The sequence below is a fragment of the Allobosea sp. FW305-C-101 genome (assembly GCF_058783685.1).
The window spans coordinates 1,373,475-1,386,838 of sequence record NZ_JBYSYT010000001.1; the positions used below are offsets into that span (position 1 = coordinate 1,373,475).

The 13,364-nt window shown below is 65.6% G+C and carries 16 protein-coding genes; 5 read left to right on the forward strand and 11 right to left on the reverse strand.

Annotation, left to right across the window (positions count from 1 at the left end; genetic code table 11):
* Nucleotides 1-4: 4 nt before the first annotated feature.
* The 3 genes from sppA to rpsA all read right to left on the reverse strand — a co-directional run bounded on the left by sppA (nucleotide 5) and on the right by rpsA (nucleotide 4,232).
* Nucleotides 5-976, reverse strand: coding sequence for a signal peptide peptidase SppA (sppA, locus tag AC3WMA_RS06525; RefSeq protein ID WP_492284550.1), 972 nt, complete (start codon nucleotides 974-976; stop codon nucleotides 5-7).
* A gap of 70 nt (nucleotides 977-1,046) precedes the next feature.
* Nucleotides 1,047-2,336: an Hsp70 family protein gene (locus AC3WMA_RS06530; protein ID WP_492284551.1), complete on the reverse strand. Its 1,290-nt coding sequence runs from the start codon at nucleotides 2,334-2,336 to the stop codon at nucleotides 1,047-1,049.
* A gap of 192 nt (nucleotides 2,337-2,528) precedes the next feature.
* The gene (rpsA, locus tag AC3WMA_RS06535) at nucleotides 2,529-4,232 is read right to left on the reverse strand and encodes a 30S ribosomal protein S1 (protein ID WP_492284552.1); all 1,704 of its coding nucleotides are present in this window, start codon (nucleotides 4,230-4,232) and stop codon (nucleotides 2,529-2,531) included.
* Nucleotides 4,233-4,693: 461 nt separating this feature from the next.
* Between rpsA and AC3WMA_RS06540 the strand changes: the two genes are divergently transcribed.
* The 3 genes from AC3WMA_RS06540 to AC3WMA_RS06550 all read left to right on the forward strand — a co-directional run bounded on the left by AC3WMA_RS06540 (nucleotide 4,694) and on the right by AC3WMA_RS06550 (nucleotide 6,692).
* A complete protein-coding gene (locus AC3WMA_RS06540; RefSeq protein WP_492284553.1) occupies nucleotides 4,694-5,251 on the forward strand; it encodes a LemA family protein in 558 nt (185 codons plus the stop codon).
* Nucleotides 5,252-5,288: 37 nt separating this feature from the next.
* Nucleotides 5,289-6,350, forward strand: a complete 1,062-nt coding sequence (locus AC3WMA_RS06545) for a M48 family metallopeptidase (protein ID WP_492284554.1) — start codon at nucleotides 5,289-5,291, stop codon at nucleotides 6,348-6,350.
* A gap of 78 nt (nucleotides 6,351-6,428) precedes the next feature.
* Nucleotides 6,429-6,692 (forward strand): hypothetical protein, encoded by a 264-nt coding sequence (locus AC3WMA_RS06550; protein WP_492284555.1) that lies wholly within the window; start codon nucleotides 6,429-6,431, stop codon nucleotides 6,690-6,692.
* A 19-nt stretch (nucleotides 6,693-6,711) separates the two neighbouring features.
* On the opposite strand, the gene AC3WMA_RS06555 is transcribed toward AC3WMA_RS06550, so the two are convergent.
* Nucleotides 6,712-6,909 carry a hypothetical protein gene (locus tag AC3WMA_RS06555; RefSeq protein ID WP_492284556.1) on the reverse strand — a complete coding sequence of 66 codons (198 nt, stop codon included), beginning with the start codon at nucleotides 6,907-6,909 and terminating at the stop codon, nucleotides 6,712-6,714.
* Nucleotides 6,888-7,496 carry a 2-hydroxychromene-2-carboxylate isomerase gene (locus AC3WMA_RS06560; RefSeq protein WP_492284557.1) on the reverse strand — a complete coding sequence of 203 codons (609 nt, stop codon included), beginning with the start codon at nucleotides 7,494-7,496 and terminating at the stop codon, nucleotides 6,888-6,890. Before AC3WMA_RS06560 ends, AC3WMA_RS06555 begins: the two co-directional genes overlap by 22 nt.
* Nucleotides 7,497-7,743: 247 nt before the next feature.
* Here AC3WMA_RS06560 and AC3WMA_RS06565 point away from each other — a divergent pair, with 247 nt between their 5' ends.
* Complete coding sequence (locus tag AC3WMA_RS06565; protein ID WP_257735359.1) at nucleotides 7,744-8,976, forward strand: argininosuccinate synthase; 1,233 nt, start codon at nucleotides 7,744-7,746, stop codon at nucleotides 8,974-8,976.
* A 92-nt stretch (nucleotides 8,977-9,068) separates the two neighbouring features.
* Here AC3WMA_RS06565 and AC3WMA_RS06570 read toward each other — a convergent pair whose 3' ends face one another.
* On the reverse strand, nucleotides 9,069-9,353 hold the full coding sequence (locus tag AC3WMA_RS06570; protein ID WP_492284558.1) for a GIY-YIG nuclease family protein: 285 nt from the start codon (nucleotides 9,351-9,353) through the stop codon (nucleotides 9,069-9,071).
* A gap of 159 nt (nucleotides 9,354-9,512) precedes the next feature.
* On the opposite strand from AC3WMA_RS06570, the gene AC3WMA_RS06575 reads away from it, so the two are divergent.
* Complete coding sequence (locus AC3WMA_RS06575; protein WP_492284559.1) at nucleotides 9,513-9,863, forward strand: hypothetical protein; 351 nt, start codon at nucleotides 9,513-9,515, stop codon at nucleotides 9,861-9,863.
* A 66-nt stretch (nucleotides 9,864-9,929) separates the two neighbouring features.
* Here AC3WMA_RS06575 and AC3WMA_RS06580 read toward each other — a convergent pair whose 3' ends face one another.
* The 5 genes from AC3WMA_RS06580 to fabA form a co-directional block, all read right to left on the reverse strand.
* On the reverse strand, nucleotides 9,930-10,175 hold the full coding sequence (locus tag AC3WMA_RS06580; RefSeq protein WP_492284560.1) for a DUF2188 domain-containing protein: 246 nt from the start codon (nucleotides 10,173-10,175) through the stop codon (nucleotides 9,930-9,932).
* Nucleotides 10,176-10,229: 54 nt separating this feature from the next.
* Nucleotides 10,230-11,063 carry an enoyl-ACP reductase FabI gene (fabI, locus tag AC3WMA_RS06585; protein WP_492284561.1) on the reverse strand — a complete coding sequence of 278 codons (834 nt, stop codon included), beginning with the start codon at nucleotides 11,061-11,063 and terminating at the stop codon, nucleotides 10,230-10,232.
* Nucleotides 11,064-11,200: 137 nt separating this feature from the next.
* A complete protein-coding gene (locus AC3WMA_RS06590) occupies nucleotides 11,201-11,473 on the reverse strand; it encodes a DUF3303 domain-containing protein (RefSeq protein WP_492284562.1) in 273 nt (90 codons plus the stop codon).
* A 7-nt stretch (nucleotides 11,474-11,480) separates the two neighbouring features.
* Entirely contained in the window at nucleotides 11,481-12,707 is a 1,227-nt protein-coding gene (gene fabB, locus AC3WMA_RS06595) for a beta-ketoacyl-ACP synthase I (protein WP_257735365.1), read from the reverse strand.
* Between the two features lie 112 nt (nucleotides 12,708-12,819).
* Entirely contained in the window at nucleotides 12,820-13,332 is a 513-nt protein-coding gene (gene fabA, locus AC3WMA_RS06600; protein ID WP_047578039.1) for a 3-hydroxyacyl-[acyl-carrier-protein] dehydratase FabA, read from the reverse strand.
* Between the last annotated feature and the right edge of the window lie 32 nt (nucleotides 13,333-13,364).

Sequence of the window (13,364 nt, forward strand, 5' to 3'; positions counted from 1 at the left end):
AACATCACTTTTCAGCGGCAGGCTGCCAGAGCGCCAAGGGCGCGTCAAGCCGCAAGCCGACCGGCTGATCTGCCGCGCGCGCGATCGTCGCCGCGAGCGCGTCAAGGCCGGCGCCACGCGCCATCGCCTCGGCCAGGCTCCACAGGCCAAGCGACGAGGATTCGCTGCGGCGACGCCAGTCGCGGACCTTCAGGTCCTTGGCGACGCTCTTCTCGCGCTCCATCCAGGCAATCGCCTCGGGTTCCCCGCCGATCTGGTCGACGAGCTTCAGATTGACGGCCTGCCGGCCGGAATGGACGCGCCCGTCCGAGACTGTTGCGACCTCGCCCTCGGCGAGATGGCGGCGGTCGCGCACCATGTCCTTGAACCAGGTGTAGTTGTCGTTGACGACGCGCTGCAGCGCGTCGCGAGCCTCGGGCGAGGTCGGCTCGAAACCGCTCGGCGCCGCCTTGAGCGGGCTCGACTTGATCGACTCGACCTTGACGCCGACGGTGTCGAGCAGGTTCGAAACGTTCGGGAACTGGAAGAGCACGCCGATCGAGCCGACGAGCGAGGTCTGGCGGGCGACGATGCGGTCCGCGCCCATCGCGGCGATATAGCCGCCCGACGCTGCGACGCCATCGACGACCGCGACCATCGGCTTCTTCGCGGCGAGCTGGCGCAAGGCCGTATGCAATGCCTCGGAGCCGGAGGTCGTGCCTCCGGGGCTATCGATGCGGAGCACGACGGCGGAGACGGCCTTGCTGTCCTCGACCGATTTGATCAGGTCGAGCGTGCGGCGATCACCGGAGATGAAGCCGGAAACGGTGATGCGGGCGATATGGGCGCTCGACAGGCTGCCCGTGCTGTCGCCCTTCCAGGCGAGGCCGCCGATCACCGCCGCGACGATCACGCCGAGCACGGCGAGCACACGCCAGAGCGTCAGCTTGCGGCGCAGGCTGCGGCGGTCTGCGAGCAGATCGGCATCGGACGACATCGGGAGGCTCCTGAGGCTGGGTCCGTGATGTAGACCTGCAAGCCCAACCGGGCAAGGCAGGAGGGACGCCTCAGGCCGCGACCGAGGCGCGCGCCCGGTCTAGCGCGAGCAGCGCGAGGCCACTGGCGACCGAACGGAACGCATCGCCGATATGCACCTTGCCGACGCCGAAGCGACGGTCGAACAGGCTGCGCACGGCCGGAACGTAGGAGGTGCCGCCGGTCATGAAGACCGCCTCGATGCGATCGCCACCGAGCCCGGCCTCGGCGAGAGCGCGATCGAGCGCACTCTCGATCGCCCCGACATCATCGGCGATCCAGCGCTCGAATTCCGCACGGCGGATCGGCTTCTCGATGGTGACGTCCATTTGATTGAAGCTCAGCGTCGTCTCCTCCCGGTCGGACAACGCAACCTTGGTTGCGGAGACCGCGCGGTAGAGCTCGTAGCCGAGATCGTATTCGATCACCGTTAGCAGGTCCTCGAGCTTGCCGGGCTCGACGGCTTCGCGGATCAGGGCGTTGAGCTCAGCCATGGTCTCGCGGCTCTTCATCAGCGAGAGCTTGTGCCATTGCGCGAAAGCGGCGTGATAATGGGCGGGCACCGGCAGGAGCTTGCCGAAGGAGCGGTAATCCGTGCCCTTGCCGAGTGCCGGGGACACGGCATGCTCGATGATGCGATAGTCGAAAGTATCGCCGGCGACGCCGACACCGGCATGGGAGAGCGGGATCGCCTCCAGGCCGCCATTGCGGCCGGGCTCGAAGCGCATCACCGAGAAGTCGCTGGTGCCGCCGCCGAAATCGGCGACCAGCATGGTCTGCGGTGTCTTCAGGTCGCGGGCATACCAGTAGGCCGCGCCGAGCGGCTCATAGGCGAAATCGACCTGCTTCATGCCGGCCTTGCCGTAAGAGCCCTTCAGGCGGCCGACCGCCAGCTCCTCGTCGGGGCGCTCGCCGGCGAAGACGATCGGGCGGCCGGAGACCAGCGGCAGGGCGTCATGGCCAGGCAGGTCCGCCGTGAGGTCGGACAGGAAGACGCCGATCAGATCCTCCAGCTGGAAGAGCTTGCCGAAGAGCCGGGTCTCCTGGAAGGCGCGACTGGAGAGATGGGTCTTGAGCGATTGCAGGAAGCGATGCTCGGTCGTCATCCCCAGGGCCATGTCGAGCGCATCGGGGCCGCTGACATGGGTGATGCGGGTCTCAGGGGGGCGCCCCTCGCGCCAGAACATCAGCGCCGAGCGATAGGCATCGACCGCGCCCTGCTTGGTCGCGAAAGAGCGCGTCATGACCGATCCGTCCGGCCCCGCCAGCGCGACGACGCTGTTGGTGGTGCCGAAGTCGATGCCGATGGCGGCGGGGGTCATGGCGAGCTCCTTTTATGGCGTCATGGTCGGGCTTGACCCGACCATCCCGGAAACCAGAGGGCTCTGGTCACAAGATTCTCGGGTCTGAGCTTCGCTCCGCCCGAGAATGACGAGCGAAGCCGAAACAAAAGCCCGCGCGGATCGCTCCGCGCGGGCTGACTTGGATGTCCGGCTGCTTTCGCAGCCGAAACCTCACTTCTTGTCGGTGGCCTTCTTGAGCGCAGCGCCCAGGATGTCGCCGAGCGAGGCACCGGAATCGGCGGAGCCGTACTGGGCCATCGCCTCCTTCTCCTCAGCCATCTCCAGGGCCTTGACCGAGACCTGGATCTTGCGGGCCTTCTTGTCGAAGAGCACGACGCGGGCGTCGATGCGCTCGCCGGCCGCGAAGCGCTCAGGGCGCTGCTCGGAGCGATCGCGAGCCAGCTCGGCGCGCTTGATGAAGGTCATCATGTCGGTGTCGGCGATCTTCACGTCGAGACCCGACTCCTTCACCTCGACCACCTCACAGGTGACGATCTGGCCCTTCTTGAACTCGCCGGCATCCACGAAGGGATCGCCGCCGAGCTGCTTCAGGCCGAGCGAGATACGCTCCTTCTCGACGTCCACATCGAGAACGACGGCCTGCAGGACGTCGCCCTTCTTGTATTCCTCGATGACCTGCTCGCCCGGACGGTTCCAGTCGAGATCCGAGAGATGGATCATGCCGTCGATATCGCCTTCGAGACCCAGGAACAGGCCGAACTCGGTCTTGTTCTTGACCTCGCCCTCGACCGTCGAACCGGACGGATGCTGCTCCGCGAAGAGCTCCCACGGGTTGCGCAGGGTCTGCTTGAGGCCGAGCGAGATGCGGCGCTTGACCGGATCGACCTCGAGGATCGCGACGTCGACTTCCTGCGAGGTCGAGACGATCTTGCCGGGGTGGACGTTCTTCTTGGTCCAGGACATCTCGGAGACGTGGATCAGGCCTTCGATGCCCGGCTCCACTTCGACGAACGCGCCGTAGTCCGTGATGTTGGTCACGCGGCCCTTGAGACGGGTGCCGACCGGGTAACGCTCGGCGATGCCATCCCACGGATCGGCCAGCAGCTGCTTGATGCCGAGCGAGATGCGGTGCGTGTCCTGGTTGATCTTGATGATCTTGACCTTGACCGTCTGGCCGATGGTCACGACCTCCGACGGGTGGTTCACGCGGCGCCACGCCATGTCGGTGACGTGCAGCAGGCCGTCGATGCCGCCGAGGTCAACGAACGCACCGTATTCGGTGATGTTCTTGACGACGCCGTCGATGACCTGGCCCTCTTCGAGCGAGGCGACGAGCTCGGAACGAGCCTCGGCGCGGGTCTCTTCGAGGACGGTGCGGCGCGACACGACGATGTTGCCGCGGCGGCGATCCATCTTGAGGATCTCGAAGGGCTGCGGCTGGCCCATCAGCGGGCCGACGTCGCGGATCGGGCGGATGTCGACCTGCGAGCGCGGCAGGAAGGCGACGGCGCCGTCGAGATCGACGGTGTAGCCGCCCTTGACGGTGTTGAAGATCATGCCGGTGACCTTCTCGCGGGCTTCGAAGGCCTTCTCGAGCTTGACCCAGCTCTCTTCGCGGCGAGCCTTGTCGCGCGAGATGACGGCTTCGCCGAGCGCGTTCTCGATCCGGTCCAGATAGACCTCGACCTCGTCGCCGACGTTCAGTTCCTGGTCACGGCCGGGGCCGGTGAATTCCTTGAGGGCGACACGGCCTTCGGTCTTCAGACCGACGTCGATGATCGCCATGTCCTTCTCAATGGCAACGACCTTGCCCTTGATGACGGAACCTTCGAGAGCCTCGTTACGGGTGAAGGACTCTTCGAGCAGGGCGGCGAAATCCTCGCGACCCGCGCTGTAGCTTTCAACTGCAGACATGTAATCTCCTGGGAGCCGGCCGCGTATCCCGCGGGTGTCCGGCTATAGGCGCCGTGGTTGGTGCTGCGTTCCGGATCGCGGCCGTCGGCACCTCCTCTCGGAGGTATCCGCCTCCCCGTCAGACGGGGCCGGCGAAGGCGCCAGGACCAGCGGCTCGATCCGTATCCGGACGACCTGTTTCAAACACGAAACGGGAGCAGGCCTTGAAGACCGCCCCCGGCGCATGATCGATCACGGCCCTTCGGACAGGGGCGATGTAATGCAAGCGGGCCCTCAGGGCAAGGCCGAAGCCCCGCCCGAGGCGCCGGTTCCGTCTCATTTTTCCGCCCCAAGGACGACGTTTCCTCAGGGCTATCCCCTATTCGAGGGAGCCGGCGCCTATCGATATCGCATAGCTTCCCCGGCCTGACGCTTCGTGCGAGGCTGCGGACGGATTTCGTCCACGATTTGGGAGGGGTGCCATGGGCTGGGCCATTCTGGGGCTGATCGTCGTCCTCGTCGTCTATCTGATCATGACCTATAACGGGCTCGTCGCGATGCGGCAGCGCGTGAACCAGGCCTTTGCCGATATCGACGTCCAGCTCAAGCAGCGCCACGACCTGATCCCGAACCTCGTCGAGACGGTGAAAGGCTATGCGACCCACGAGAAATCGACGCTCGATGCCGTGATCGCCGCGCGTAACGCAGCGCAGGGCGCGACCGGTGTCCATGACAAGGCCGCCGCCGAGCAGCAGCTTTCCGGCGCGGTTGGCCGGCTTCTCGCGCTGGGCGAGGCCTATCCCGACCTCAAGGCCAGCGCCAATTTCCAGCAGCTCCAGGTCGACCTCGGCAATGTCGAGGACAAGCTCGCGGCGGCACGGCGCTTCTTCAACAATGCGGTCGGCGAGTTCAACGCCGCGATCCAGGCCTTCCCGGCCGTGCTGTTCGCGCCGCAGATGGGCTTCACCCAGCGCGAGTTCTTCGATGTCGGCGAGCAGACGCGCGCCCAGATCGAAGTCGCGCCCAGCGTGAAATTCTGACCGCAGAATAACATTTCCAGCAGGCGGAGCTGCTGCGATGGCCGAGGCCTTCGGGCTCTACACCCACCAGCGCAATAACCGGATCAGGTCGAACCTCCTGATCGCGGGGCTCTTCCTGCTCGTCTATCTCACCGCCTGGGGCCTGCTGCTCGTCGCCTTCGGCTATGGCGGCGTGCCGCGCGGACGCACCGCCTTCGGCGAGGCCGGCCGCGTCTTCCGCTCGTGGTTCCCCCTCATCACCGCGGGCGCGATGCTCTGGGTCTTCATCGGCTTCCGCATGAATGTCGCGATGATCAACGCGGTCACCGGGTCGAAGGGGCTGGCGCGCGAGGACAACCCCAAGCTCTACCGGATGCTGGAGAATCTCTGCATCTCGCGCGGGCTGACGATGCCGAAGCTCGCCATCATCGAGAGCGATGCGCTCAACGCCTTCGCCAGCGGCGTCAACGACAGCCAGTTCACGGTCAGCGTGACGACCGGGCTTCTCGCCCAGCTCAACGACGCCGAGGTCGAGGCCGTGCTGGCGCATGAACTCACCCATATCCGCAATGGCGACGTCCGCCTGATGGTGATCGCCGTGGTGATCGCCGGCGTCGTCTCCTTCATCGGGGAGCTCGTCTTCCGCGGCTTCGGACGCAGCCGGATCAGGATGTCCTCCGACGACGGCAAGAAGGGCAACGGGCTTGCCATCATCGTCGGCATCGCCGTGATCGCGATCTCCTGGTTCCTGGCGATCCTGATCCGATTGTCGCTGTCACGCTCGCGCGAATATCTCGCCGATGCCGGGGCGGTCGAACTGACGAAGAACCCGGATGCGATGATCTCCGCCCTGCTCAAGATCTCCGGCCGGGCCGATATCGAGGGCGTGCCGTCCGGCGTGATGGATATGTGCTTCGAGAACGACCCGGACGATTTCGCCGACCTGTTCTCGACCCACCCGTCCGTCACCAAGCGCGTGCAGGCGCTGGTCGAGACCGCCGGCGGGCGGATGCCGGCGATGCCCCCGCACCCGCCGAAGATCGGCGAACGGCAGGACCTGCCGACGATGGTCGAGGAAACCGCAGCGCGTGGCCCCTGGCAGAGGCCTCCGGCCGGGTAGCCCATCTGCATCGCGCAATCCGTGGACGATCGCTGCACCGTCGGCCTATCTTACGCTAGGTCAACACGGAGGATGGCGATGAAAGCGGTGTTCGCGATCACGCTCGGCCTTTATGCCCTGCTGGCAAGCTATCAGAGCGCTGGCGCGCAGGAAGCATGTCAGGCCGTGCGAAGTTCATGCTCGCAGATGAACGCCTCCTGCGAGCAGAAGTGCAAGACGGGCAACAATCCCAGCGCCTGCGTGGCGCGCCTCTGCTCGACTCCCTATAGCGGATGCAAGATCAACGGCATCTGGAGATCGGCCTCCAGCCCGACTTGCTTGAAGACGAACAACCAGACCTGACAGCGGCGAACGGCCTGGCTCAGGCGGCGAGCTTCGCCGGGTCGATCTCGAAGACCAGCGGATAGAAGGTGCTCCAGCGATTCCAGCGCTGCGTGCCGGCTTCGCCGACCGCCCAGAGCTTATCGTCCGGGGCGAGGCCGAGATTCTCGATGCCACCGGGAGCGGGATAGCGCGAGGATGACGGCGGTTGTGGGATCACCGCCCGTCCGTCGCCCATTCCAGCGCTTCCTCGAGGCGGTCGTCGCCCCAGAAGAGTTCGCCGTCGCCAGCGACGAAGAACGGCGCGCCGAAGATGCCGATCGACTTGGCATATTCGATCTCGGCCTTGAGGCGGCCCTTGATCTCCTCGCTACGCGAGAGCGGCATGGCGACATTGGGATCGCTGCCCGCCTGCTTCAGCGCGGCGCTCAGCACGGCCTCCTCGGCGATGTTGCGGCCCTCGCAGAAATGCGCGCGGAACAGCGCCTTCGAGAATGTCGGCGTCCAGCCGCCGTCACGGCCGGCGAGCGCCAGCCGCGCGGCCGTCAGCGAATTCTGGGGAAAATTCTCGGGCTTGACGATCGTGACGCCCTGCCGCCGCCCACGCCGCGCCGTGTCGCGCCACATGTAGCGGCCCTTGCTGGGATAGAGCGCGAAAGGCGAGGTGTTCCAGCCCTGCGCCGCGAAGATCGGCCCGAGCAGGAAGGGGCGCCAGCGCAAGGTGACACCGGCTTTCTCAGCCAACTCTTCGATTCTGAGGGCACTCAAGCAGGAATAGGGCGACGCGAACTCATACCAGAAGTCCAGAACGGGACGATTCGGCATTCAGCCTCCGAACAGGTCGTCATGTCGTGTCGCGCCCGATCGAGCCTGCGCTCTTCGCAACGCGACCGCAAGCGCCGCGAATGGCGCCTGTGGAATGGAGGGACGACGCATCCGCCCCGCGCCCATCCATCACCGGACGACGCGGGATCGATCAGAAGGTTCCGATTGCTTCGCCCCGAACGCTGCGATAGTGCGCCATTGCGTCCGAAACGCGGCCCATGGGGGCTGCCAGAAGGAAATTGAACAGATGGCTGACAGCAGCGTGAAAAAGGTCGTCCTCGCCTATTCCGGCGGTCTCGACACCTCGATCATCCTCAAATGGCTGCAGACCACCTATCGATGCGAGGTCGTGACCTTCACCGCCGATCTCGGCCAGGGCGAGGAGCTCGGACCGGCGCGCGACAAGGCGCTGCTGCTCGGCATCAAGCCAGAGAACATCTATATCGAGGACCTGCGCGAGGAATTCGTGCGCGACTACGTCTTCCCGATGTTCCGCGCCAACGCCGCCTATGAGGGCGTCTATCTGCTCGGCACCTCGATCGCGCGGCCGCTGATCGCCAAGAAGCTGATCGAGATCGCCGAGAAGACCGGCGCCGACGCCGTCTCCCATGGCGCGACCGGCAAGGGCAACGACCAGGTCCGCTTCGAGCTGACCGCCTATGCGCTGAAGCCCGACGTCGTCGTGATCGCGCCCTGGCGCGAGTGGGACCTGCGTTCGCGCGAACAGCTGATCGCCTTCGCCGAGCAGCACCAGATCCCGATCGCCAAGAACAAGCGCGGCGAAGCGCCGTTCTCCGTCGACGCCAACCTGCTGCACGCCTCGTCGGAAGGCCGCGTGCTGGAGGACCCGGCGGTCGAGGTGCCGGATTACGTCTACTCGCGCACGATCTCGCCGGAAGACGCGCCGGACAAGCCGACCATCGTCACGGTCTCGTTCGAGAAGGGCGATGCGGTCGCGATCGACGGCGAGAAGCTCTCGCCCGCGACGCTGCTCGCCAAGCTCAACGATCTCGGCCGCGACAACGGCATCGGCCGGCTCGACCTCGTCGAGAACCGCTTCGTCGGCATGAAGTCGCGCGGCATGTACGAGACGCCCGGCGGCACGATCCTGCACGCGGCGCATCGCGCCATCGAGTCGATCACGCTCGACCGCGGCGCGGCGCATCTCAAGGACCAGATCATGCCGCAATATGCCGAGCTGATCTATAACGGCTTCTGGTTCTCGCCGGAGCGCGAGATGCTGCAGGCCCTGATCGACAAGAGCCAGGAGTTCGTCACCGGCGACGTGCGCCTCAAGCTCTACAAGGGCGGCGTCCATGTCATCGGCCGGTCGAGCGACTACTCGCTCTACGATCAGGATCTCGTCACCTTCGAGGAAGGCGCGGTGGCCTACGACCATCGCGATGCGGCCGGCTTCATCAAGCTCAACGCGCTGCGCCTGCGCACGCTCGGCCAGCGGAAGAAGAAGCTGGGGCTCTAAAAGCCCCGTTTCTGAAGCGCGTCATCCCGTGCGCGCTGCGGCATGCAATGCCGCTGCGCAGACACGGGACCGCAAGACGATAAAGGCTCCAATCACCCGGCGCGGTCAGTCCACGCCGGGTTTTCCTTTTCGATCAGCGCAATCTTCCAAGCGCGGCGCCACTTCTTCAGAACCTTCTCACGCTCGATCGCCTGGTTCGGGTCGTCGAAGGTTTCGACATAGACGAGCCGGTCGATGTTGTACTTCGCCGCGTGTCCTTTGATCGCGTGGGCCTTGTGCTCGGCGATCCGGCGTTCGAGATCACTGGTGATGCCGATATAGAGCGGGCCGTCCTTGCGCGTCGCGAGGATGTAGACGGCGTAGATGCGGGCGGTCATCGCGGATCCGGTCCTGAGAAATGGAGCTTAGTCCGGCGCACGGTCCCGTGTCTGCGCAGCAGCACTTCGTGCCGCAGCGCGCACGGGATGACACCGCTCTTTGAACCAGCGCCGCTCTGAAGCGTTCAGCACTCACCGATCAACCTGAGTGCTCATCGCATGCTGCGCTTCCTCGTCCCTGCCCTGATCTCCGCCGCCCTCTCCGCGCCCGCCATCGCACAAGAAGTCCCACCGAAGAGCGAGAAGCCGGCGACGCCGGAGGTCGCGACCTGCAAGGCCGCCGCGCTGCAGACGCTCCATGCCAAAGAGCCGGAAATCAAGGACATCTATATCGACGAGGACAGCGCCACGGTCGCCGTGTCGGAATCGAAGATCGAGGACATCCCGATCACGCGGATCGTCATGGGCGAGGCCTATCTACGGACAGACCGCTCGGACAAGCCGCGCCGCTTCCTCTGCCTGCTCGGCGAGAAGAACAAGGTGCTGCTGACCTTCTTCACTGCGCGTTGAGCCCACCGCAGGCGAAAGCGAAAGGGCCGCACCGCGGCCCTCGTGCCGTCATCTGATGAACCGCCCTCAGCCGCCGTCGACGACCCGGGTCGCGGGCCGGTCATGGCCATCCGCCAGCTCCTCGTGCCAGCGGCCGTTCTGGTCCTGGTAGACGATGCCGTCGGTGGTTCCCGCCACCGTCTGGCGGGCAGCGGCGCGGGTCGCCGCCTTCAGCGCCGCGTCATGCGTCGGAAAGGTTTCCGACAAGGCTCCGCCTGCCCTGTAGGCCCAGCCACCGTCGTGCTCGACCACCTCGTATTTGACCATGACCATCGCGCACCCTCCTTTCGATCAAAGGAAAACCGCGCCCCGGCCCTGGGGTTCCGGCTAATCGCCGTTGCCGCTATCGGCCGCGCGCAGCGAATCCAGCGCCGGCATCGAGGTGATGTGATAGCCGGCATCGACATGATGGACGTCGCCGGTGACACCTCCGGAGAGATCCGAGAGGTAATAGAGCGCCGAGCCGCCGATCTCTTCAAGCGAAACCGACTTGCGCAGCGGCGAATTCGCGCGCTGCCAGGACAGCATGGCGCGCGCATCGGAGATGCCGGCGCCGGCCAGCGTCCGCACCGGCCCGGGCGAGAGTGCGTTCACGCGGATGCCGCGCGGGCCGTAATCGCCGGCGAGATAGCGCACGCTCGCCTCCAGCGCCGCCTTGGCGACGCCCATGACGTTGTAGTTCGGCATGATCCGGGTCGAGCCGCCATAGGTCAGCGTGATCATGCTGCCGCCCTTCGGCATCCGCTCGGCCGCACGCTTGGCGATCTCGGTGAAGGAGAAGCAGGAGATCACCATCGTCCGGGAGAAGTTCTCGCGGCTGGTGTCGGCATAGAGCCCCTTGAGCTCGTTCTTGTCGGAGAAGCCGATGGCATGGACGATGAAATCGAGCGTGTTGCGCTCGGGATCGCCACCCCAGGCCTCGTCGAGCGTCGCGAAGGCGGCATCGACGGACGCGGTGTCCTCGACATCGCAGGGCACGACCAGCTTCGAGCCGATGCTCTCAGCCAGCGGCCGGACGCGCTTGCCGAGCGCATCGCCCTGATAGGTGAAGGCGATCTCGGCGCCATGGGCGTGAAGGGTGCGGGCAATGCCCCAGGCAATCGAATTCTGATTGGCGACGCCCATGATGAGGCCGCGCTTGTTGTGCATCAGCGGGAGCATGGCAAACTCGGAAGGGTCTTCAGGGCTGGCCCGAAGCGGGAGAACGGAGGAAAGTCGGCGGGTCTGGTCGGTCGAACTCTGAACGGCGTATCAGCATTGCCGGGCCATTGCCGGCCCCGGCATTGGCAGGTCTTGGGCTAGTCGATCTTGGTGATCGCGGCAGCGGCGGCCTTCGAGGTGGAGACCGGCACGATCTCGAAACGCACGAGGTCGTTCCATTGCAGGACCCATTCCTGCAGCAGGGCGATATCGTCGCATTCCATGATCTGGAAGCAGCGGCCGAGATCGGCCGAGACCCAGCTTTCGACATAGCGCACGCCGGCCGGTGCCATCCGCCCGCTATGCTGGAAGCGGGCGTAGACATCCTTCACGCGGGCCTGATCGAAATGCTCGATCACCATGAAGAGCATGGCGCTCTCAGACCTCCAGCCGCTTCATCACGATGGTGGCGTTGGTGCCGCCGAAACCGAAGGAGTTCGAGAGCACGGTGCCCAGGCCGGCATTGTCGATGCGCTTGCGCACGATCGGCATATCGGCGAAGGCCGGGTCGAGCTCGTCGATATGGGCGCTCTCGCAGATGAAGTCATTGTTGAGCATCAGCAGCGAGTAGATCGCCTCCTGCACGCCGGTGGCGCCGAGCGAATGGCCGGTCAGCGACTTCGTCGCCGAGATCGGCGGCGCCTTGTCGCCGGCGCCGAAGACCTCGCGGATCGCCTCGATCTCCTTGCCGTCGCCGACCGGGGTCGAGGTGCCGTGCGGATTGATGTAGTCGACCTTGCTCTTCACGCCTTCGAGCGCCATGCGCATGCAGCGCACCGCACCTTCGCCCGACGGAGCGACCATGTCGTAGCCATCAGAGGTCGCGCCATAGCCGACGATCTCGCCATAGATCTTGGCGCCGCGGGCCTTGGCATGCTCGAGCTCCTCCAGCACGACGACACCGGCACCGCCGGCGATGACGAAGCCGTCGCGGGCGACGTCATAGGCGCGCGAGGCGCGGGCCGGCGTGCCGTTGAAGTCCGAGGACATCGCGCCCATCGCGTCGAAGAGGACGGAGAGCGTCCAGTCCAGCTCCTCGCAGCCGCCGGCGAAGATGACGTCCTGCTTGCCCCACTGGATCAATTCATAGGCGTTGCCGATGCAGTGGTTGGAGGTCGCGCAGGCCGAGGAGATCGAATAGTTGACGCCCTTGATCTTGAACCAGGTCGCCAGCGTCGCCGAAGCGGTCGAGGACATGCCCTTGGGCACGGCGAAGGGGCCGACCTTCTTCGAGGAGCCGCTCTCGCGGGCCTTGTCATAGGCATCGATCAGGGCGCGGGTCGAGGGACCGCCCGAGCCCATGATGATGCCGGTGCGCTCGTTGCTGATCTCGGCGGGCTCAAGCCCGGCATCGACGATCGCCTGCTCCATCGCGACCTGGTTCCAGGCCGAGCCACCGCCGTGGAAGCGCATGGCGCGCCGGTCGAGCACGGTCGCGGGATCGAGCGTCGGCACGCCCGCGACCTGGCTGCGGAAGCCGTGCTCGGCGAATTCGGTGACATGGGAGATGCCCGATTTCGCCGAATGCAGCGAGGCCAGGACCTCCTGCGTGTTGTTGCCGATGGACGAGACGATGCCCATCCCGGTGACGACGACGCGTCTCATGCTCGCTTACTCCAGCTGTCAGCGCGCGGCGGGACAAGCCCGGCCGCCCTGCATACATACCGCGCAAATGGACCGAGCGGCAGCTGCACGCAAGGTCGGGCTACGTTTTTCCTCAGGCCGCTTCCGGCTTGAACAGGCCCACGCGCATGTCGCTGACCGTGTAGATGCGCTTGCCATCGGCCTCCAGCCAACCATCGGCGATGCCGAGGACGAGCTTCGACTTGAAGACGCGCTTGAAATCGACGCCGTAGACGACCTTCTTGACCGAAGGCAGGACCTGGTCGGCGAACTTGACCTCGCCGACGCCGAGCGCGCGGCCGCGGCCCGGCAGGCCGAGCCAGCCGAGGAAGAAGCCGGTGAGCTGCCAGAGCGCATCGAGCCCGAGGCAGCCCGGCATCACCGGATCACCCTTGAAATGGCAGTCGAAGAACCAGAGGTCGGGCTTGATATCGAATTCGGCGCGGACGAGGCCCTTGCCGTGCTCGCCGCCCTCTTCGGCGATCTCGACGATCCGGTCGAACATCAGCATCGGCGGCAGCGGCAGCTGCGCATTGCCCGGCCCGAACAGTTCCCCACGACCGCAGGCGAGGATCTCCTCGTAGCTGAAAGACGACTGACGCTGCATTCCCGTGAGGCTCCCTCGCACAAGCCGGATTC

Bases quoted from the DNA above. Each gene is read 5' to 3' on its own strand.
- sppA (WP_492284550.1), bottom strand. From the start codon at position 976: ATGTCGTCCGATGCCGATCTGCTCGCAGACCGCCGCAGCCTGCGCCGC.
- AC3WMA_RS06530 (WP_492284551.1), bottom strand. From the start codon at position 2,336: ATGACCCCCGCCGCCATCGGCATCGACTTCGGCACCACCAACAGCGTC.
- rpsA (WP_492284552.1), bottom strand. From the start codon at position 4,232: ATGTCTGCAGTTGAAAGCTACAGCGCGGGTCGCGAGGATTTCGCCGCC.
- AC3WMA_RS06540 (WP_492284553.1), top strand. From the start codon at position 4,694: ATGGGCTGGGCCATTCTGGGGCTGATCGTCGTCCTCGTCGTCTATCTG.
- AC3WMA_RS06545 (WP_492284554.1), top strand. From the start codon at position 5,289: ATGGCCGAGGCCTTCGGGCTCTACACCCACCAGCGCAATAACCGGATC.
- AC3WMA_RS06550 (WP_492284555.1), top strand. From the start codon at position 6,429: ATGAAAGCGGTGTTCGCGATCACGCTCGGCCTTTATGCCCTGCTGGCA.
- AC3WMA_RS06555 (WP_492284556.1), bottom strand. From the start codon at position 6,909: ATGGGCGACGGACGGGCGGTGATCCCACAACCGCCGTCATCCTCGCGC.
- AC3WMA_RS06560 (WP_492284557.1), bottom strand. From the start codon at position 7,496: ATGCCGAATCGTCCCGTTCTGGACTTCTGGTATGAGTTCGCGTCGCCC.
- AC3WMA_RS06565 (WP_257735359.1), top strand. From the start codon at position 7,744: ATGGCTGACAGCAGCGTGAAAAAGGTCGTCCTCGCCTATTCCGGCGGT.
- AC3WMA_RS06570 (WP_492284558.1), bottom strand. From the start codon at position 9,353: ATGACCGCCCGCATCTACGCCGTCTACATCCTCGCGACGCGCAAGGAC.
- AC3WMA_RS06575 (WP_492284559.1), top strand. From the start codon at position 9,513: ATGCTGCGCTTCCTCGTCCCTGCCCTGATCTCCGCCGCCCTCTCCGCG.
- AC3WMA_RS06580 (WP_492284560.1), bottom strand. From the start codon at position 10,175: ATGGTCATGGTCAAATACGAGGTGGTCGAGCACGACGGTGGCTGGGCC.
- fabI (WP_492284561.1), bottom strand. From the start codon at position 11,063: ATGCTCCCGCTGATGCACAACAAGCGCGGCCTCATCATGGGCGTCGCC.
- AC3WMA_RS06590 (WP_492284562.1), bottom strand. From the start codon at position 11,473: ATGCTCTTCATGGTGATCGAGCATTTCGATCAGGCCCGCGTGAAGGAT.
- fabB (WP_257735365.1), bottom strand. From the start codon at position 12,707: ATGAGACGCGTCGTCGTCACCGGGATGGGCATCGTCTCGTCCATCGGC.
- fabA (WP_047578039.1), bottom strand. From the start codon at position 13,332: ATGCAGCGTCAGTCGTCTTTCAGCTACGAGGAGATCCTCGCCTGCGGT.